An 18,679-nucleotide genomic window follows, 5' to 3' on the forward strand; every position below is an offset into this window, starting at 1 on the left:
CTCGGTCATGACCATCGAAGAATCGGAGACCCGTGCCGCGCCCGCCGGCCTCGGCGCGACGAAGGAAACACTCGAGGACTACACCCTCCGATTCGCGCCGAGGACCTACCGTCGCTGGACACCGGCGGTGGTCGGCGCTTCCGCGTTGGGCGGGATCGCCTACATGGCGGACTTCTCGATCGGCGCCGGTATCGGCCTGACCCACGGCACGGGCAACGCGCTGCTGGCGATCGCACTGGCGGCGGTGATCATCTTCGTGACCGGGTTCCCGCTGGCCTACTACGCCGCCCGGTACAACATCGACCTCGACCTGATCACCCGCGGTTCCGGTTTCGGCTACTACGGTTCGGTGCTCACCAGCGTCATCTTCGCCAGTTTCACCTTCATCTTCTTCGCGCTCGAAGGCTCGATCATGGCGCAGGGCCTGAAGTACGCGATATCGCTGCCGTTGTGGCTCGGCTATCTGGTGTCCACCTTGGTCATCATCCCGCTGGTCGTCTACGGCATGAAGGTACTGGCGAAACTGCAGAGCTGGACCAATCCGCTGTGGCTGCTGCTGATGGTGGCCCCGCTGGTGTTCCTCGTCGTGAAGGATCCCGGTTCGGTCCAGCGGTGGCTGTCCTACGAAGGCGAGGGCGGTACCGGGCTGAGCACGGCCGCGATCATGCTCGGTGCCGGAGTGTGTCTTTCGCTCATGGGGCAGATCGGTGAGCAGGTCGACTACCTGCGTTTCATGCCGCCGCGCACGGCGGAGAACCGGCGCGCCTGGTGGACCTCGATGGTGCTGGCCGGGCCGGGATGGGTGTTCTTCGGCGCGATCAAGCAGGCGCTCGGCGTGTTCATAGCGGTCTACATCCTCGACGCGGTGGGCAAAGCGGCGGCCGTCGAGCCGATCGAGCAGTTCACCGGGGTGTTCACCGAAGTCATGCCGCCGTGGCTGGTGGTACCGCTGGCGCTGGTCCTGGTGGTGCTCAGCCAGGTCAAGATCAACGTCACCAACGCCTATTCCGGGTCGCTGGCGTGGACGAACTCCTTCACCCGGATCACGAAACGCTATCCGGGCAGGCTCGTGTTCGTGCTGGTGAACCTGGCCATCGCGCTGATCCTGATGGAAGCGGACATGTTCAGCTTCCTCAACGGCATCTTGAGCTTCTACTCGAACTGCGCGATGGCGTGGGTGGTCACCGTCGCCACCGACATCGCGATCAACAAGTTCGTGCTCGGACTCTCGCCGAAACAGCCGGAGTTCCGGCGCGGCATGCTGTTCGCGGTCAACCCGGTCGGTGTCGTCGCGTTCCTGGGTTCCTCGCTCCTCTCCATCTCCGTCTACTTCGGACTCTTCGGGGCCGGCCCCCGGCCGTATTCCCCGCTGGTCGCGGTGGTGGTCGCGGTCGTGCTGACCCCGCTGATGGCGGTGCTCACCCGGGGGCGCTTCTACCTGCGCCGCACCGATGACGGCCTCGCCGAGCCGATACTGGACGAAGACGGCAATCCGAGCGGCACGCACTACGACTGCGAGGTCTGCGGAGAGGCCTACGAGCGCCCCGACGTGGCCGCGTCCGCGACCGGCGGGACGATCTGCTCGTTGTGCCTGAGCACGGACCGCGAAGGACGCCACATCCTTCCCGCCCGTCCGTGATCGAAGGCTCGTTCCTCGTCGCTGAGGTACATGAAGGCCCCCTTCCTGTACTTAGGCGCAAGGATGGGGGCCTTCATGTACTGGGGAAGGTGTGAAGGCCTCCTTGAGGGACCCAGAGTCCGTCAAGGAGGCCTTCACGGACCCTGGACCGCGTCCTGGCGGAGCTGCGCCGACCGGCTCCGACTTGCGGGTCCGGTGCCGTCGTGTCACCAATGGACACGGCAGGCCACCTGACCGGCGAGAGGACACGAAATCCAGTGAACCTGACTCTCGTCGTCGTACTCGGTGTCGTCAGCATCGTCGTGGTGGCCGCGTTCTCCGAGCGGCTCAACGTGGCCGCTCCGCTGAGCCTCGTGCTGGCCGGTATCGGCCTGAGTTTCCTGCCGGGCGTCCCGCATCCGGAGATCGAACCCGAGCTGATCCTCGCCGGGGTGCTCCCGCCGCTGCTGTACTCGGCGGCGGTGAACATGCCGGTGGTCGACTTCCGGCGGAACATCCGGCCGATCACCGGTCTCGCGGTCCTGCTCGTGGTGGGGACGACCCTGGGCGCGGGCTGGCTGTTCCATTGGCTGGTGCCGGATATCGGCTGGCCCGCCGCGTTCGCGCTCGGCGCGGTCATCAGCCCCACCGACGCCGTCGCCGCGACGTCCGTCGGACGGCGGCTCGGCCTGCCGCCCCGGCTGCTGACCGTGCTCGAAGGCGAAGGGCTCGTCAACGACGCCTCCGCGCTCGTGCTGCTGCGGTCGGCCGTCGCCGCGGTCGCGGGGTCGGTGAGCGTCTGGGGCATCGTGGGGGAGTTCGTCTACGCGGTCGTCGTGGCGGTCGGGATCGGACTCCTCGTCGGGATCGTCAACGTCCGGGTGCGTGCGCTGCTGGGCAACGCCGTGCTCAACACCGCGATCTCCTTCGTGGTCCCGTTCATCGCCTTCCTGCCCGCCGAAGAGGCCGGAGCCTCGGGCGTGCTCGCGGTCGTCGTCGCCGGTCTGGTGACCGGCCACCTCGCCCCGCGGCACCTGCGCGCGACGGACCGTCTCGCCGAGACGGTCAACTGGCGCACCGCGGCTTTCCTGCTGGAGAGCGCGATGTTCCTGCTCATGGGACTGAGCGTCAAGACCCTGATCGACGAGGTGCACAAGGACGGTTCGAGTGTGTGGCGCGCGCTCGTCATCGGCCTGGCCGCGTCGGCGCTCGTCATCGTCGCGCGCATCGTCTTCGTCGGGCCCTTGGTCGGCGGCCTGTACCGCGAGCAGCGTAAGGCCGCGCGGTTCAAACCCCGGTTGGAAACGACACAGGCGGTGCTGCGGGGCGACGAGTCGAATCCCGTCGTCACCGAACGGCTGGGCAAAGCGTCACCGAGGCGGGTGGCGCATTTCCGGAAACGGCTCGATCGTGCCGCCGCCGACGTCGAGTTCCGGCTCACCGAGACATTGGGCTGGCGCGGTGGTGTGGTGCTCGGCTGGGCGGGGATGCGCGGCGCGATCACCCTCGCGGCGGCGCAGACCCTTCCACAGGACACACCGGACCGAGGGCTGCTGGTCCTGATCGCCTACGTGGTGGCGACCACGACGCTGCTGGTCCAGGGAATGACGCTGCCGGCGGTCATCCGCGCGGCGCGTGTGCCGTCGGAGGACCCGGGCCGGTCGCGGCGCGAGTACGTCCGGCTCGCGACCGAGCTGGCCGACGCGGCGAAGTCCCTTCTGGACGATCCCGCCCTGGAGGATCCGGGCAACGGACCCTTCGGCGCCCGGGTCGTGGACCGGGTGCGCTCGGACGTGCGCGTCCCGCCCGAAGAGCCGGGCGACCGCCCGGCTCCGGAACAGATCGAGCAGTATCTGCGGCTGCGCCTGCGGGTCCTGACCGAACAGTCCGAACGCCTCCAGCACGCCCGGTCGAGCGGCGAGTACAGCTCGGAGGCGCTGGGCCGGGCCCAGACCGCCCTCGACGTGGAGATGGCCCGGCTCGAACAGCTGGCGGACAGACCGGTCTCCTGACGGGCACGTCGGCCGTCCGGGTGGAGTCGCCGCCGCCTTCCTGGGCAAAGCGTGATTCACCTGCCTTCTCCCGGGTACCCGAAGATCGAACGCGGAACCGACGAGGCAGGAGACATCGTGCAAAGCTCAACGCTCCGGGACGTCACCGTCCGTGAAGGACCGTTCGCGTCGGTCTACTTCGACAACTCGCACGACACCGAGGACGCCGCCGCGGTGCTGGATCTGCGCTGGCGGTCGCTCCGCAAACGCTTGGCCGACGAGGGCGCGGAGGAGCGGACGCTCACCGCTCTCGACGCGGCGGTGGCCGCCGCCCCGCCTTCGGAGGGCAAGGCGGGCCGAGCCCTGGTCGCGGAGGGGAACGAGGTCGTACTCGACGAAGAACTCGTGGAGCCGCCGCTCCGTGAGATCGCCCGCGTCGCGCCGCAGCCGTACCTGCTCCCGCTCCTGCGGCTCACTCCGGCCGTTGTGCCGCACGTGGTCGTGGTCGCGGACCGGACGGGGGCCGATCTGTTCGCGGCGGGCCAGGACGGCGCCGAACGGCGGACCGTCCATGGCGAGGACCATCCGGTGCACAAGGTGCGCGGCGGTGGCTCGGCCTACTGGAACATCCAGCATCGGGTGGAGGCCGTGGCCGAACGCAACGCCGCGGAGGTCGCGCAGGAGACGGTGAGGCTCGCCGACCTGGTCGGCGCCGAAGTACTGGTGCTCGCGGGGGAGGTACAGGCACGAGCGCAGGTGCGTGACGAGCTCGCCCCGCGCGGTAAGGAGAAGGTCGTCGAGCTGGAGGAAGGCGGCCGGGCGGACGGGAGCGGCCCGCAGGCGCTCGAAGCCGAGGTGCGCCGGGTGCTGGCCGGGCACGCCGAACGCGGTCGCCAGGACGTGATCGACCGCTTCCGCGCCGAACAGGGTCGCGAGGGCGGCCTGGCGGCGGACGGGCTCGCGCGGACGACGGCGGCCCTGCGTTCGGGTGCTGTCGAGACGTTGCTGATCGATGCCGAGTCCTTGGCCGATCGCCTGGTCTGGGTCTCCGGCGAACCGACCCAGGTCGCGGCCGCGAAGGAGGATCTCGAACTCTCCGGGGCGGAGACACTGACCGAATGTCGCGCGGACGAGGCGCTTCCGGTGGCCGTGCTGGCCGAAGGCGCGGACATCGTCCCCGTCAGCGGTGAGGGGCTGACAGAGGGCGTCGGCGCGGTCCTTCGCTTCGCGATCTGACCGCACCTTTCGCCTTCGTGGCGGCCCGGGAGGTGATGCGCCATGGACAGGCCGGGGCCGATCCGGTGGGTGCAGTACGTCTACGGACGCAGGCTGCCGGAGCGATACCGGGAATGGGTTCTGCACGACGCGACTTCGCGCACGTGGCTGCTGCGGTTCGCCTGCCGGATCTGTTTCGAGGCGTTGCCGTGGCTCGCGATCGCGTTCGTGCTCCTGGTGACGCTCACCCCGTTGCCCGTGCCGGCGGTGCTGGGCGCGTTGATGCTGAGCCTGTTCCTGGGGTTGTTCTTCACGATGACCAGCGCGGACGAGCTGGCCGAGGTCCGGCTCGGCAAACACGGCTTCCCGCGTGGCACCGGAAAAGCGGTCAGGGCCGCCCGGGGAGGCTCAGGCCGCTGGCCCTGACGGCCCGTGCCCCGGTGTGACCAGACCGGATTCGTAGGCGAGTACGACGAGTTGCGCGCGGTCGCGGGCGTGGAGTTTGGTCATGGCGCGGTTGATGTGGGTCTTCGCGGTCAGCGGGCTGATCACCATGTGGTCGGCGATCTCGTCGTTGGACAGGCCCCGCGCGACCAGGGCCACGGCTTCGCGTTCGCGGTTAGTCAGTTCCTTCAGCCCGGTACCGCTGCCGCCGCCGAGCGGGACGGTGACGTACCGGTCGATCAGCTTGCGGGTGATCGAAGGCGCGAGCAGGGCGTCGCCGCGCGCGGCGACGCGTACGGCGTGCAGGAAGTCCTCGGGTTCGATGTCCTTGACCAGGAATCCCGCCGCGCCCGCGCGCAGCGCGTTGAAGACGTACTCGTCCAAGCCGTAGTTGGTCAGGATGACGACGTGCACGCCGGACAGCGCCGGGTCGGCGGCGATGCGCCGGGTCGCCTCGATTCCGTCGACCCCGGGCATCTGGATGTCGATGAGCGCGATATCCGGCAGGTGTTTTCTGGCGAGCGCAACGCCTTCGCCCCCGTCGGCGGCTTCGGCCACGACCTCGATGTCGTCCTCGACATCGAGCAGCGCGCGGAATCCGCTGCGGAGGAGGGGCTGGTCGTCGACCAGCAGGACGCGAATCATGGTCGCTCCACGGGAAGTTCGGCCCGGACGGAGAAGCCGCCCGCGTCGCGTGGCCCGGCGTCGAGACGGCCGCCGAGCGCGGTGACCCGTTCGCGCATCCCCAGCAGCCCGACACCGGGGATCGGGGCGGTGCCCGGGGTGGCCTTGCCGTCGTCGTCGACCTGGATCGCCAGGGCACCGGGACGGTGGTCGATCCGCACCGACGCGGTCGTGGCCGCGGCGTGCCGGGCGATGTTGGTCAGGGATTCCTGCACGATCCGGTACGCGGTGCGGTCCACTGCCACGGGCAGGTCGTGCCGTCGCCCGTCGATGGTGAGCGTCGCGTCCAGCCCGGCCGCCTGTGCCCGTTCCACCAGGTCGGGGATCCGGTCGAGTCCGTGCGGCGGATTCGTTTCGTCGTCGCGCAGGGCTTCCAGGGTCGCTCGCAGCTCCCTGGTCGCCTCACGACCGGCCTCGCGGATCGCCAGCAACGATTCCGGTACCGCCTCGCCCCGTTTGGTGGCCAGGTGGACGGCGACCTCGGCCTGCACCTTGATGACGGAGATCTGGTGGGTGAGCGAATCGTGCAGTTCCCGCGCGATATGCAGCCGCTCCTCGTCGGCCCGGCGCCGCGCGGTCTCCTCGCGGGTGCGCTCGGCCTCGTCGGCCCGCCGTTCGGCCTGCCGCAGCGCTTCGCCCGCCGCGCCGGCGGCGATCAGCCAGGCCAGCTGGAGAGCGTCGCGGCTCTGTGCGAGAACCTCGCTGACGGACGAGGCGTTGGCGGAGGCGAGGAGCACGAGCGGGAGCGCGACGATCATGAGCACCGATCCCGCGACCGCGCCGATCCGGTGTCCGGCGCGGACCGCGGCGTACACCGCGACCAGATAGGCGACGGCAGGCACGGTGAAACCCACGGCCTGGTAGCCCAGCGCGCATACCGCGGTCACGGCCAGGACCGTGAGAGGCGCCCGGCGGTGCGCGACGAGCGCCAGGCCACCGGCGACCAGCGCCACGTAGCCCGACGGGCTCGTCGTGGTGTCCTCATCGGACAGTGCCGTGACCAGGAGGACCACCGTCACCCCGACGGCGATCGCCCAGTCCCAGACCCTGTTCATGCGAGCACCCTAACCAGCCGTCCACTCGTGCGACTCCTCCGCACGGACGATCCGTCGACTACCACGTACGCGGTAGTCCCGGGGTTTCCACGACCTCCGCGGCAGTCCGGAATGCCTGCGTTCACCGGACGACGTGGGGTGGGCCGGACGGACACCATCGGCGGACATCAGTCGTCGAGAGAAGGAGCACCCCATGACCGTCCACTTGCTGGCTGAGCCGATGGCCGCCGCCTACCTGACTCCCGGGCGCCTTTGGTCCCTGATCGCCGCGCTGGTGGGGGTGATCGGGGTGGTCGTCGGAGGACTGGCCGTCGCTCGGAGCCGTTCCGGCGACACCCGGCGAGGAGCCGTCGTGGCACTGACGGCGGGGCTGCTCGGCATGGCGGGCGGCGTTTTCGTGGTGGCCGCGGCCAAGGGCGGTCCCGGCACGGGCTACGGAATCGTCGGTGGCTTCGTCGCCTTGGTGGTCGGGCTGATCGCCGCGGCGCTGGGCGGGCTGGCTCTTTCGCGTTCCCGCCGCGCTTCCTATCGCGCCGGGTAGCGATGCCGAAGTTCGTCCGCGGCCTTTCCTTCGGTCAGTTGGAGCAGGTAGGCGTCCACCGGGGCGTGGGAGCTGAGTTCGGTGAAGTTCCGGTGGACGATCGCTCCGACCTCCTCGCGGCCGGCGGGGAAGCGCTCGGTCAGCGTATCGACCAGTTTCTCGAGGTTTTCGTCGCTGGGCGGCAGGTGCGGCGGGTCTGCGGTCATGACAACTCCACGTTCTCGGGAGACGGCACCCCGCGACGATAACGGTCTCCGGGCACCGAGGTCTAGATATATCAACCTGTATTGATGTATCTTCGGGCCGTGGCGACCTTCGAGACGGCCGATCCGCCGCCGTTCGTGCGGCTGGCGAGCGATCCGCTGCGCTGGCGATTGCTGCGCGAGTTGTCGCATGGCGACCGCCGGGTGCGGGAGCTGGTCGACCTGGTCGGCCAGCCGCAGAACCTGGTGTCCTATCACCTGCGCAAGCTGCGGGCCGCGGAGCTGGTCACGGCGCGGAGGAGCAGTTTCGACGGTCGTGACACCTACTATCACCTCGATCTGGGACAGTGCGCGGACGCGCTCGCCGAGGCGGGAAGTTCGCTGCATCCCGCCTTGGCGCCGATCGGGGTGGACGTGAAGCGGGCCGAGCCCCGGCTCAAGGTGCTGTTCGTGTGCACCGGGAACAGCGGGCGATCGCCGATGGCCGAGGCGCTGCTGCGGCACCGGGCCGGTTCGAGGATCGAGGTGTCCAGCGCGGGCAGCCATCCGAAACCGTTGCATCCCGATGCCGTGCGCGTTCTCGCCGAGCGCGGCATCGCCCTGAGCCACGAACCCTCCCATGTGGACGATCACCGGCGCAGGCGATTCCATTGGGTGATCAGCCTTTGTGACCGGGTCCGCGAGGTCTGCCCGGAGTTCCCCGGCCATCCGCGCGTCGTCCATTGGAGCCTGCCGGACCCGGCCAAGGAAACCGACGAGGCGGGCGAGACCTATCCGGCGTTCCGTCGTCTCGCCGCCGAGCTGGACCGCCGGATCGGGTTCCTGATCGCCCGGTTCGGGGTGCCCGCACCGTGAAGTACCGCAACGATGAGGTGAAACAGGACATGACTTCGGACTTGGTGAGTGTGCGTTACCTGGTCGACGACGTCGCGGCCGCCGTCGAGTTCTATACCGGGCACCTGGGTTTCGCCGTGCGATCGAGCGTGTTGCCCGCGTTCGCCGACGTGGTGCGCGGGAATCTCCGGCTGCTTCTCAGCGGGCCGGCGAGTTCGGCGGGCCGTCCGATGCCGGACGGCACGAAACCGGCACCCGGTGGCTGGAACCGCATCCATCTCGTCGTCGACGACATCGACGCCGAAGTCGCCAGGCTGCGCGCGGACGGTGTCCCGTTCCGCAGTGACGTCGTGACCGGGCCGGGTGGCCGCCAGATCGTGTTCGACGACCCCGCGGGCAACCCGGTCGAACTGTTCCAGCCCGCGGTCCGTTGACGCCGCACCACGAGCCGGAGCCCTCGATGCCGGGAAAGTCCACAGAGGACGCTGTCGCCGCGCCGAGCCTGGCGACCGTCCTGCGGGAATGGGGCCGGATCGGCTGCATCGGGTTCGGCGGGCCGCCCACCCATATCGCCCTGTTCCGCAAGTTGTGCGTGCAGCGCCGGAAGTGGCTGTCGGATCAGGAGTTCGAGGACGCGATCGCCGCCTGCAACCTGCTGCCCGGCCCGGCGTCGACGCAGCTCGCGATCTTCACCGCGTGGCGGGTACGCGGCCGCGCGGGGGCGCTGATCGGGGGCGCGGCGTTCATCGTGCCCGGCCTCATCGTGATCCTGGCGCTGGCCGCGCTGTTCCTCACGGGTTCCCCGCCTGCCTGGGTCCGTGGAGCCGGTGCGGGCGCGGGTGCGGCGGTCGCCGCCGTCGCGGTGCACGCGGGGGTCGGCCTGATCCCGGCGGGCTGGCGGCGCGCGGCCACCACGGGCCGCGTGCGCTGGGCCCTGTACGTGCTGGCGGGTGTCGTGTCGGCCGCCGTGCTCGGTCCGTGGCTGGTGCTCGTCCTGCTGGGCTGCGGCGTGGTCGAACTGGCCGTCAACCGCGCGCGCCGCGGTGAGTCCAGTTCCGCGTTGTTCGCCGTTCCCGTTCAATCCTGGGCCGCCGCGGCCGCGGGCGCCGGCGTGTTCGCGTCGGTCGCGTGGGTGGCGCTCAAGGTCGGGATGCTGTCCTACGGTGGCGGTTTCGTGATCATCCCGCTCATGCAGGACGACGCGGTGAACACCTACCACTGGATGAGCGCGGGGGAGTTCCTCAACGCGGTCGCGCTCGGCCAGGTCACCCCTGGGCCGGTGGTGCAGACCGTCGCGGTCGTCGGCTACGCCGCGGCCGGGCTCACCGGCGGAATCCTGGCCTCCCTGGTCGCCTTCACCCCGTCGTTCCTGTTCATCCTGTTCGGTGCCAAGCATTTCGACCGGCTGCGTGGCAACCCGAACGTGCGGGCGTTCCTCGACGGCGCCGGTCCGGCCGCGGTCGGCGCCATCCTCGGCTCGGCGATCCCGCTCGCGCTCAGCCTGACCCAGGGCTGGCAGTACGCCGTGCTCGCCGGTGCCGGGGTCCTGCTGTTCGTGCTGCGGCGCGGAGTGGTGACCACGATCCTCGCCGCGGCCGGTGCCGGAACCGTGCTCGCGCTCGCCGGAGCGTTCCTGCCGAGCTGAGCTTCAGGCCTGTCGCACTTCCACACCGCGGGTGGTGACGACCCGCGCGACGCCGTCGGCCAGGTGGTAGGACAGCCCGACCACGGCGGTCTTCCCGGCGTCGATCTTCTCGGAGAGCAGCCGGGAGCGGTCGACCAGGAGGTCGACGGTGTGGCGGATGTGCTCGTCGATGATGTCGTCGTTGCTGGTGAGCCCGGCGGCGCGGGCCGCGAGGACGCTCGGGGTGACGCGCTCGATGACGTCGCGGACGAAGCCGTTTGTGCCGAGCCCGTCGGTCAGCGCCTCGCGGGTCGCGGCGACGGCGCCGCAGGAGTCGTGGCCGAGGACGACGACCAAGGGGCAGTCGAGAATGCTGACGGCGTACTCGATACTGCCCAGCACTTCCGAACCGGCGACATGGCCCGCGGTGCGGACGACGAACAGGTCGCCGAGCCCGCGGTCGAAGATGATCTCGGCGGCCAGCCGCGAGTCGGAACAGCCGAAGAGGACCGCGAAGGGGTTCTGTTCGGGGGCGGTTTCGGTGCGGCGGACGGCGTCCTGGTTCGGGTGTTCCGGGGTACCGGCCACGAAACGCCGGTTGCCGGCGAGCAGAAGGTCGAAGGCCTCGGAAGGGGTCGGCGCGTCGCTCATGGGCCGGACATTACCGGGTGCCGGGGGTTCGGGCAGGTGGGCCGCGTCACTGATCGAGTCGTCCGGCGACGGCACGCATCGCGCGGCCGACGGCCCGGAGGTCTTCCGGCGCGATCACGTCCACGAAGTGATCGCGGACGGTGCGGAGATTGTCCGGCGCCGCGCGGCGCAAGGTCTCGTACCCCTGATCGGTGAGCCGGGCCCGCACACCGCGGCCGTCGTCGGCGGTCGACTCCCGCTGGACCAGGCCACGCGTCTCCAGCCCGTTGATGCGGTGCGAAAGGCGGCTGCGCGAGTAGTACGCGGATTTCGCGAGGTCCGCCATGCGCATCGACCGGCAGGTCGCTTCGGACAGCCGCACCAGGAGTTCGAACTCCGCCAGGGAAAGCCCGTGCTCCTCGCGTAACCGCCGGTCGAGCAGATCCACGAAACGCACGGATCCTTCGATGAACGCCCGCCAGTCGCGCTGCTGTTCCGGGTCGAGCCAGTCGGTCACGGCGCACACAGTAACAGTTGACGCCTTCAACCACTTCGGGCTAGCTTTGGTTGAAGCCTTCAACTAGATGGGGGGGAACGCGATGGCGAACGAAGCTTGGGTGTTGCAGGAGAAGGACGCGGAGGTCATCGAGCGGCCCGCGTTGGTGCTGCTGGCCGACGGCGAGCACACGGGTGGGCTGCTCGGCGCGAACCGGTTGTCGCTACGGCCAGGGGAACCCGGCACGAAACCGCACTATCACCGGAAATCCGCGGAAGCGTTCTACGTACTCGACGGGGCCCTGCGGATGCTGGTGGGCGCCGAAACGGTCACGGTCGAGCGCGGTGGTTACGTGGTGATCCCGCCGGGTGTCCGGCACGCGTTCGCCGCGCCGCCGGAGGTCGCCGCGGACGTCCTCATCACGCTGGCGCCCGGCGTCGACCGATTCGGCTATTTCCGGGTCCTGCCCGAGATCCTGCGCGGAAACGTCGCACCGGAAGAGGTCGCGCGCCTGCACGAACGGTATGACGTGCACTTCGTCGACGCGCCCGAATGGGACGCGGCTCAGCCGACGCCGTAGCGCTCGCGCACTTCGCCGACGTTCGGCACGCCGTTGAACCCGAGGTCGTTCGCCCCGACGACGATCGTCCCGTCGTTGTTCGTGTACTGCTGCGGGGTCGACCAACCGTCTTCGAGATCGGGAGAAGCGGCGAAGGCGCGCAGGACCGCTGTCATCACCGCGATCGCTTTGCCCTTGTTGCCCGCCGCGATCCGCACGTCGCCCCGCTGCCATCCGCCGCCGAAGCCGTTGTCGCAGTCCCAGGTCGCCGAGATCACGCCGGGGACCGCCGTCGCCGCCGCGGCGAAGGCCTCCTCGCATTTCTCCGCGCTGGACGCGCACGCCGAGACGGGCAGGGCCAGCGCCATGACCACGGTGACCGCCACAGCCCGCGCACGTCGTCTCATTCGGGCATTATGCGGGGAAGCCAAGGCTGTGGTGTGAACAGCCCACTCCGTCCGGCGACCATGTTTCGATGGGGAATCATGACGAACGACAGCGAGGTCCGGTCACGGCCCCTGACGAGCTACGTCAGCCGTACGGACGACGAGGACGAGGTGCGGCGGCTGCTCGGCGTGGGCCGTCTGGTCACCTTGACCGGCGCGGGTGGCGTGGGCAAGACACGGCTGGCCGCCCAGGTGGCCAGTTCGCTCACCCGGGCCTTCCCCGGCGGCGTGGCGGTCGCCGGACTGGGTGAGCTGCGGGACGAGCGTCTCGTCGCGCGCACGGTCGCCGACGGCCTGGGCCTGCACGACACGGCGGGACGCACCGACCTGGAGGCCGTCGTTGCGTATCTGCGGCCGCGGCGGTCGTTGCTGCTGCTGGACAACTGCGAACATCTCCTCGACGGCAGCGCGGACCTGGTGACGGCGTTGCTGCGTGACTGCCAGGACCTCGTCGTCTTGGCCACCAGCCGCTGCTCGCTGGGGCTGGCCGGTGAGCACGTGCTGGCGATCCCGCCCCTGGCCGTGCCCGACGAAGAGGTCGAGACACCGCGAGAGGCGCTCACGTTCGGCGCGGTGCGGCTGTTCGCGGAGCGTGCCGCCAATGTGCTGCCCGCGTTCGAGGTCACCGAGAGCAACGTCGCGGACGTCGTCCGCCTCTGCCGACGGCTCGACGGCTTGCCGCTGGCGATCGAACTCGCCGCGGCCAGGATCCGGGCCCTGTCGCCGTCGCAGATCGTGGACCGGGTCGAGAGCAACTCCGGGGTGCTGGCCTCCGGCCTCCGGATACCGGTCGAGCGGCATCGGACGCTGCGCGCCACCATCGAGTGGAGCCACTCCCTGTGCACCGAGACCGAGCAGATCGTCTGGGCACGCTGTTCGGTGTTCGCCGGGCAGTTCGACCTGTCCGCCGTCGAGGACGTCTGCGCCGGAGACGGCGGGCCGGATTCCCTGGCCGTGCTCGACGCGGTGGACGGTTTGGTCGACAAATCGGTGCTGGCCCGCGTCGACGGCACGGACAGGGTCCACTACCGGATGCTCCGGCTGCTCCGCGAATACGGCGGGCGACGGCTCGCCGATTCCGGTGACGAGCCCGCCGTGGCGAGGAAGCATCGTGACCACTACGCCCGGCTGATCGACCAGGCCGCCGCCACGTGGTTCGGGCCGGGGCAGGACGAGGCTTACGAGCGCCTGACGGCGGCGCACGCCGACATCCGCGAGGCGCTGTCGTGGTCGCTCCGCACCCCCGGTGAAGGCGCGGTGGCGCTGGGGATGGCCATCGGCGTGATCGAGTACTGGGTCGCCCGTGGCGCGGCCTGGGAACTGCGCGACTGGATCGATCGCGCGCTCGAAGCGATGTCACCGGAGAGCCGGGGGCGGGCCCGTGGCCTGGCGGTCGCGGCCCTTTGTGCCGCGCTGCACGCGGATCTGCCGGGCGCGCGGCAGCGGTTGGCCGCCGCCGAGGCGATCGAGGACGACGAAGCCGCTCCCTACATCGCTCATGGGCGTGCTTTCGTGAAGATGCTGTCCGCGGAACCGCACACCATGGTCCGCGCGGCGGAGGCCGTGCGGCTCTTCGGTGAGCGAGGCGACGTACGACGCCAGATGCATCCGATGTTCATCCAGGGGGTCGCACTGGCCTATCGAGGGGATCTGCCGGGCGCGCGGGAGCTGCTGGGCTCGATGCGCCGCCTATGCGAGGAGGCGGGGGAGTACCGGTATCGCTCCATGGCGCTGTACGGGCTGGGAGTCGTCGAGGTCTGCTTCGGCGGCGATCTCGACGACGGTGAGCGGTTCGTCCGCTCCGCCCTGGAGATCGACCTCCGTACGTCGGACATGATGTCCGCGGCCTACCGGCTGGACGGTCTCGCCTGGGTGGCGGCACGGCGCGAGGAGTGGGTCCGGGCGGCGGAACTGTTCGGGACCGCCGCCACGCTCTGGGACCGCTGCAACGCCGAGCCCGACGTGGCGGTCACCGCCACCCACCGGACGTTCCACGACGCCACCCGGAATGCCTTGGGGGACAAGAGGTTCGATCTGGCTTTCGCCGAGGGGCGGCGGCGGAATCCGCATGACGCCCTGGCCGGTCCCGAAGCCCTTTCCGCCGGCGAACCGGCCGACCTCCCGCCGCTGACCCCGCGCGAGTCGGAGATCGCGCGGCTCGTCGCGGCCGGGCTGAGCAATCGCGACATCGCGGCGAGACTGGTCATCGCCCGGCGCACGGTGGAGACGCATCTGCAGCACATCTCGCACAAGCTCGACTTCGTCAACCGGACCCAGCTGGCCGTCTGGGTCGGGCAGCGGGACGCCGGCCGCGAGCCGCTCTGACCCCGGAGGTCACAGCGGCTCGCGTGCCGCCGGTGTCAGCCGAGCGGGCAGGTTCCCCGGTACACGGCGATCTTCGGATCGTTCGCCGGAAGCGGGCACAGGAACTGGTCGTACCTGGTGTCTTCGTCGACGAAGCGTTTCAGCCACGAAATGCTGTACTTCGCGATGGTCACGTTCGGCTTCGTCGGCGCCATGTGCCCGGCGCCGGCCAGCAGCAGGTACGCCTTGTCCAACGACTCGGGAAGGCTTTGGTAGAACGGCAGGGAATGCGAGCCGTCCGGGGCGATGAAGTCGTTCTGGGCACTGACGACGAACGTGGGGACCTTCAGGTCGGAGAACGTCGTGTTCGGATTCCAGCCCGTCAGCGGGATGGCGGCCTTCAGCGTCGGTGCTTTCTGTGCGGCGATCAAGGATCCGCCGCCACCCATCGAATGCCCCATGACGGCGAGCCTGCCCGGGTCGACGCGGTTCTTGGCCTGGCTCTTGTCCGTCACGTAACGCAGTGCCGCGAGCAGCTGATCGGACCGGAGGTCCGGGGTGTCCCAGGTACTCTTGGTCGAGAACGTGATGACCACGAATCCCTGTGAGGCCAGCCGGGGGCCGTACCAGGCGATCGCGCTCTCCGTTTCGAAGAAGCCGGGCGCGATCGCGATCGCGCCGAAGGTGCCCTGGCCGGTCTCGGTCGGATAGTGGATCGTCCCGCCGCCGAAACCCTGTCCGGCGGGCACTTTCTCAGTCGCGATCTGGAACGTTCCCCGTTCCGCCTCGATGCCGGCGTTCGTCGGAGCCGGGCCGCGGGCATAAGGATTCTCCTCGGCGGCCGCCGGTACCGCCGCCACGAGCAGTGCGGTCACCGCACTGAGAACCGCGGCGCCCCATCGTGATCCACGCTTCATCGCGCTTGTCCTCTCGGAAGAACCGCTCCGAGGCCGGAACGGTTTCCCAGATATAGCCGGGACCCTGCCGGGCGCGCGTCGTGGAAACTACTGAGAAACGAAAAACTGTCACGTGAGGACGGTTAGAACCGGCTGAGACCTTCACATCTTTCCGAGTACATGAAGGCCCCCTTCCTTGCGCCTAGGTACAGGAAGGGGGCCTTCATGTACTTTGCCGCTCACGATGAGCCACAGCGGTCAGGTACCGGCCCGGTTCCCGGTGGGGATGGTGATGAGGGTCGCCGTCGGTGAAGTTCCCTTGTTGAGGAACAGCATCGCCAGCGCGCGCACCATCTGGTCGAACATGTAGAACCCGGCGGGCATGATGGGGATCAGCCCCTCACGGAACGCGATGTAGGCGGGCCACGCGGTTCGGATGAGGGCCGCGGACGCGTAATCGCGGCGCAGCCCGAGCCAGTCGCCGATCGCGTCGCTCAGCACATAGCGCACGAATTCGTTCAGGAATCCCCGGGTGACGCCCAGATCGACCTGCGCGGTCAGCCCGAGCAGGTCTTCCGCGAGCTCTTTCCCTTCGTGCGACGGGGAAAGGATCGGGGTGAGCACCTGCGCCGACTGCGCGTAGGCGGCGGCCCACGTCTTCGGGATGAACTCCTCCCGCACGCCGAGCAGGTGGATGGCGACCTGCCACATGTGGAGGAAGGCGTCCTCGTCGGCGGCCGACATCGGGACCTTCCATTCGCGCAGCTTCCGGTGCACGTAGGTGCCGAGACTGTGGAAGGTGACCAGGATGTCGCCGTTGCTGATCGGGATCCGCTCGTCCGCGACGGCCTTCCAGTACGCCGACTGCGGCAGCAGATGCCGTACCGCGGCGTGCACCAGCCGCGTCTTGTTGGCGGTGACCACGAACTGACCGTCGGGCTCGAAGGCGTTCAGGTCGCTCAGGTCGTAGCCGAAGGTGAACGTCTTGGCCGCGCGGTCCTGCATGTCGGCCCCGCCCGCGGACCAGTAGACCGATTTGGCCTCACGCGGGATGACCGTGCTCATGATGCCGCTGCCGAGCCCGTACAGCATGAACAGATAGGTGTCCTTGCGCCGGTTGAAATCGGCCGCGCGGCGTAGCTTCTCGGGATCGGCCCAGGACGGCAACCGGTTGACGCGCTGGAGGTAGCCCGCCAGCTCGGCGGGCAGTCCGCCGGGGAGCGGGTCGTTGTTGTCCACCCAGGACCGCATCGCCGTGTTGACCGCCGGCACCTGGCCCGCTTCGAGAACCCCCGCCATGATGCGGTCGATTTCGTCGTCCCAGACCCACCACGGGTCGGCCGCCGCTTCGGCCGGCGTCGCGCCCCAGGCGGGGGCGACGCTCGCCGCGCCGACCAGGCCCAGCGCGACGCCGAGGGACAGAACATTCCTCCTGCTGAGATCGCTCATTACTTACCTAACTTCCTTGGTAGGTTCGTGAGAGAATCGTTTCTCGTCCAGGTCGCGAAGCGAACCCTTGACGACTTTCCCGCCCGCGTTGCGCGGGAGTTCGGGGACCACGACGAGATCCTTGGGCAGCTTGAACGACGCGAGCCTGCCGTCGAGGAATTCGGCCAGTTCGGCCAAGGACGGTGCGGCCTCCGGCGCCGCGGTGACGAACGCGACCGGCACCTGGCCCCAGCGCTCGTCGGCCCGGCCGATCACGGCGACCTCCCGAACCGACGGATGCCCGGAGATCGCGTTTTCCAGTTCGGCGCAGTAGATGTTCTCGCCGCCGCTGATGATCATGTCCTTCTTGCGGTCGACCACCCAGATGAAACCGTCCTCGTCCTGCGAGACCAGATCGCCGGAATGGAACCAGCCGCCGGAAAAGGCTTCCGCGGTCTCCTGTGGTTTCCGCCAGTAGCCCTTGGTCACCGTGGGCCCGCGGTAGACGATCTCACCCACTTCGCCCGGTGCGACGTCGTTCATGTCGTCGTCCACGACGCGGTACTGGAGGGTCGGGATCGGCTTGCCGACGGAGCCGAGTTTGCGCGTCGAGTCCTCGCCGCTGAGCACGCAGGTGATCGGTGAGGTCTCGGTCTGGCCGAACACGGCCACGTTGAGGGCGCCGGGGAACTTCTCGGCCATGGCGAGCAGCGTCGCCCTCGTCGCGGGAGCCGCGCCCCAGCTGATGATCCGCAGCTTCAGATCCCGCTCGGCGATATCCGGTTGAGCGCAGATCAGGTCCCATTGCTGAGGAACGTTGAACACGACGGTGGCGCCCTCGCGTTCGTAGGCGTCGAGCACCGCGCGCGGATCGAAGGCACCCAGCGGGTGGATCACGACCACCCCGCCGACCAGGAAGTTCGCCACGATCGAACCCAGGCCCGCGATATGGAAGAAGGGCGCGGTCAGGAAGGCGACGTCGGTGTCGTCGAAGATCTTCATCGCCTGGATACAGGTGATCGCCTGCATCTGCAGGTTGCGATGGGACAGCATCACCCCTTTCGGTCTGCCGGTGGTGCCGGAGGTGTACATGATCAGCGCCGTCGATTCCTCGCTGACGTCGGGCAATTCCATCGGCTCGTGCGCGGTCAGGAATTCCTCGTATCCCGCGCGGCCATCGCCGCCCGGCTCGCCGATGACGATCACCGCCGGAATCGACGAGGCGTTCGGCGCGGCTTCGAGCAGCGGGAGCAACCGCGCGTCCACGACGACGGCGGCCGGTGTGCAGTCGGCCAGGATGTAGTCGAGTTCCGCCGGCGCGAGCCGGAAACTGAGCGGAACGGCCATGGCGCCCAGGCTGTTCGCCGCGAACACGGTCTCCACGAACCACGGGTGGTTCAGGGTCAGCGTGGCCACGCGGTCGCCTTCGGTGACACCTCGCGCGGCGAGTCCGGCGGCCAAGCGCAAGGACCGCCGCGAGAGCTCCGCCCAGGTGGTCGTCTCGCCGAGGTACCGCAGGGCGGGCTTGTCCGGTCGCATCATCGCGTGCGTGGCCGCGTGCGACATCCAGTGGTGCCGGAAGGACGAGGCGGGAGCCGAAGCGGTCGACATGGCCATCCTCAGGTGTCGGAACGGGACTGGTCGCGACGCCAGTATGCCTGCCAAGTGGCCGGTTGAGAAGCGATAAGTTAATCGAAAATCACATCGCGGC

General features: G+C 69.3%; 19 protein-coding genes. 10 read left to right on the forward strand and 9 right to left on the reverse strand.

Going from position 1 to position 18,679, the window contains the following annotated elements:
- The first annotated feature begins 7 nt into the window (after positions 1 to 7).
- The 4 genes from ACIBTM_RS28265 to ACIBTM_RS28280 all read left to right on the forward strand — a co-directional run bounded on the left by ACIBTM_RS28265 (position 8) and on the right by ACIBTM_RS28280 (position 5,250).
- Positions 8 to 1,639, forward strand: a complete 1,632-nt coding sequence (locus ACIBTM_RS28265) for a purine-cytosine permease family protein (protein ID WP_395880174.1) — start codon at positions 8 to 10, stop codon at positions 1,637 to 1,639.
- Positions 1,640 to 1,896: 257 nt separating this feature from the next.
- Positions 1,897 to 3,630 carry a cation:proton antiporter gene (locus tag ACIBTM_RS28270; protein ID WP_395880175.1) on the forward strand — a complete coding sequence of 578 codons (1,734 nt, stop codon included), beginning with the start codon at positions 1,897 to 1,899 and terminating at the stop codon, positions 3,628 to 3,630.
- A gap of 117 nt (positions 3,631 to 3,747) precedes the next feature.
- The gene (locus tag ACIBTM_RS28275) at positions 3,748 to 4,845 is read left to right on the forward strand and encodes a hypothetical protein (protein WP_395880176.1); all 1,098 of its coding nucleotides are present in this window, start codon (positions 3,748 to 3,750) and stop codon (positions 4,843 to 4,845) included.
- Between the two features lie 42 nt (positions 4,846 to 4,887).
- Positions 4,888 to 5,250, forward strand: a complete 363-nt coding sequence (locus ACIBTM_RS28280) for a DUF5313 family protein (protein WP_395880177.1) — start codon at positions 4,888 to 4,890, stop codon at positions 5,248 to 5,250.
- Here the strand turns inward: ACIBTM_RS28280 and ACIBTM_RS28285 are convergent.
- Entirely contained in the window at positions 5,233 to 5,913 is a 681-nt protein-coding gene (locus ACIBTM_RS28285; RefSeq protein WP_395880178.1) for a response regulator, read from the reverse strand. The genes ACIBTM_RS28280 and ACIBTM_RS28285 overlap by 18 nt on opposite strands.
- Positions 5,910 to 7,007: a sensor histidine kinase gene (locus ACIBTM_RS28290; protein WP_395880179.1), complete on the reverse strand. Its 1,098-nt coding sequence runs from the start codon at positions 7,005 to 7,007 to the stop codon at positions 5,910 to 5,912. Before ACIBTM_RS28290 ends, ACIBTM_RS28285 begins: the two co-directional genes overlap by 4 nt.
- Before the next feature lie 193 nt (positions 7,008 to 7,200).
- On the opposite strand from ACIBTM_RS28290, the gene ACIBTM_RS28295 reads away from it, so the two are divergent.
- Entirely contained in the window at positions 7,201 to 7,548 is a 348-nt protein-coding gene (locus tag ACIBTM_RS28295) for a DUF6223 family protein (RefSeq protein WP_395880180.1), read from the forward strand.
- Here ACIBTM_RS28295 and ACIBTM_RS28300 read toward each other — a convergent pair.
- Complete coding sequence (locus tag ACIBTM_RS28300) at positions 7,533 to 7,754, reverse strand: three-helix bundle dimerization domain-containing protein (RefSeq protein WP_395880181.1); 222 nt, start codon at positions 7,752 to 7,754, stop codon at positions 7,533 to 7,535. The two genes, ACIBTM_RS28295 and ACIBTM_RS28300, sit on opposite strands and share 16 nt — an antisense overlap.
- Before the next feature lie 99 nt (positions 7,755 to 7,853).
- On the opposite strand from ACIBTM_RS28300, the gene ACIBTM_RS28305 reads away from it, so the two are divergent.
- The 3 genes from ACIBTM_RS28305 to chrA are packed head-to-tail and all read left to right on the forward strand — an operon-like array spanning position 7,854 to position 10,230.
- Entirely contained in the window at positions 7,854 to 8,606 is a 753-nt protein-coding gene (locus tag ACIBTM_RS28305) for an ArsR family transcriptional regulator (RefSeq protein ID WP_395880182.1), read from the forward strand.
- A 29-nt stretch (positions 8,607 to 8,635) separates the two neighbouring features.
- The gene (locus ACIBTM_RS28310; protein WP_395880183.1) at positions 8,636 to 9,019 is read left to right on the forward strand and encodes a VOC family protein; all 384 of its coding nucleotides are present in this window, start codon (positions 8,636 to 8,638) and stop codon (positions 9,017 to 9,019) included.
- Between the two features lie 26 nt (positions 9,020 to 9,045).
- Positions 9,046 to 10,230 (forward strand): chromate efflux transporter, encoded by a 1,185-nt coding sequence (gene chrA, locus ACIBTM_RS28315; protein WP_395880184.1) that lies wholly within the window; start codon positions 9,046 to 9,048, stop codon positions 10,228 to 10,230.
- Between the two features lie 3 nt (positions 10,231 to 10,233).
- On the opposite strand, the gene ACIBTM_RS28320 is transcribed toward chrA, so the two are convergent.
- A complete protein-coding gene (locus ACIBTM_RS28320; protein ID WP_395880185.1) occupies positions 10,234 to 10,860 on the reverse strand; it encodes a carbonic anhydrase in 627 nt (208 codons plus the stop codon).
- 46 nt (positions 10,861 to 10,906) lie between these two features.
- On the reverse strand, positions 10,907 to 11,356 hold the full coding sequence (locus tag ACIBTM_RS28325; RefSeq protein WP_395880186.1) for a MarR family winged helix-turn-helix transcriptional regulator: 450 nt from the start codon (positions 11,354 to 11,356) through the stop codon (positions 10,907 to 10,909).
- 82 nt (positions 11,357 to 11,438) lie between these two features.
- Between ACIBTM_RS28325 and ACIBTM_RS28330 the strand changes: the two genes are divergently transcribed.
- Positions 11,439 to 11,915 (forward strand): cupin domain-containing protein, encoded by a 477-nt coding sequence (locus ACIBTM_RS28330; RefSeq protein ID WP_395880187.1) that lies wholly within the window; start codon positions 11,439 to 11,441, stop codon positions 11,913 to 11,915.
- Here ACIBTM_RS28330 and ACIBTM_RS28335 read toward each other — a convergent pair.
- Entirely contained in the window at positions 11,900 to 12,301 is a 402-nt protein-coding gene (locus ACIBTM_RS28335) for a hypothetical protein (RefSeq protein ID WP_395880188.1), read from the reverse strand. The genes ACIBTM_RS28330 and ACIBTM_RS28335 overlap by 16 nt on opposite strands.
- Before the next feature lie 78 nt (positions 12,302 to 12,379).
- On the opposite strand from ACIBTM_RS28335, the gene ACIBTM_RS28340 reads away from it, so the two are divergent.
- Positions 12,380 to 14,665, forward strand: coding sequence for an ATP-binding protein (locus tag ACIBTM_RS28340; protein WP_395880189.1), 2,286 nt, complete (start codon positions 12,380 to 12,382; stop codon positions 14,663 to 14,665).
- Positions 14,666 to 14,700: 35 nt separating this feature from the next.
- On the opposite strand, the gene ACIBTM_RS28345 is transcribed toward ACIBTM_RS28340, so the two are convergent.
- The 3 genes from ACIBTM_RS28345 to ACIBTM_RS28355 all read right to left on the reverse strand — a co-directional run bounded on the left by ACIBTM_RS28345 (position 14,701) and on the right by ACIBTM_RS28355 (position 18,579).
- Positions 14,701 to 15,561, reverse strand: coding sequence for a dienelactone hydrolase family protein (locus tag ACIBTM_RS28345; protein ID WP_395880190.1), 861 nt, complete (start codon positions 15,559 to 15,561; stop codon positions 14,701 to 14,703).
- 237 nt (positions 15,562 to 15,798) lie between these two features.
- Positions 15,799 to 16,989 (reverse strand): oxygenase MpaB family protein, encoded by a 1,191-nt coding sequence (locus tag ACIBTM_RS28350; RefSeq protein WP_395880191.1) that lies wholly within the window; start codon positions 16,987 to 16,989, stop codon positions 15,799 to 15,801.
- A gap of 3 nt (positions 16,990 to 16,992) precedes the next feature.
- Positions 16,993 to 18,579, reverse strand: a complete 1,587-nt coding sequence (locus ACIBTM_RS28355) for a long-chain-fatty-acid--CoA ligase (RefSeq protein ID WP_395880192.1) — start codon at positions 18,577 to 18,579, stop codon at positions 16,993 to 16,995.
- Between the last annotated feature and the right edge of the window lie 100 nt (positions 18,580 to 18,679).

It is taken from the genome of Amycolatopsis sp. NPDC049868, from assembly GCF_044461365.1.
Taxonomy (GTDB): domain Bacteria; phylum Actinomycetota; class Actinomycetes; order Mycobacteriales; family Pseudonocardiaceae; genus Amycolatopsis.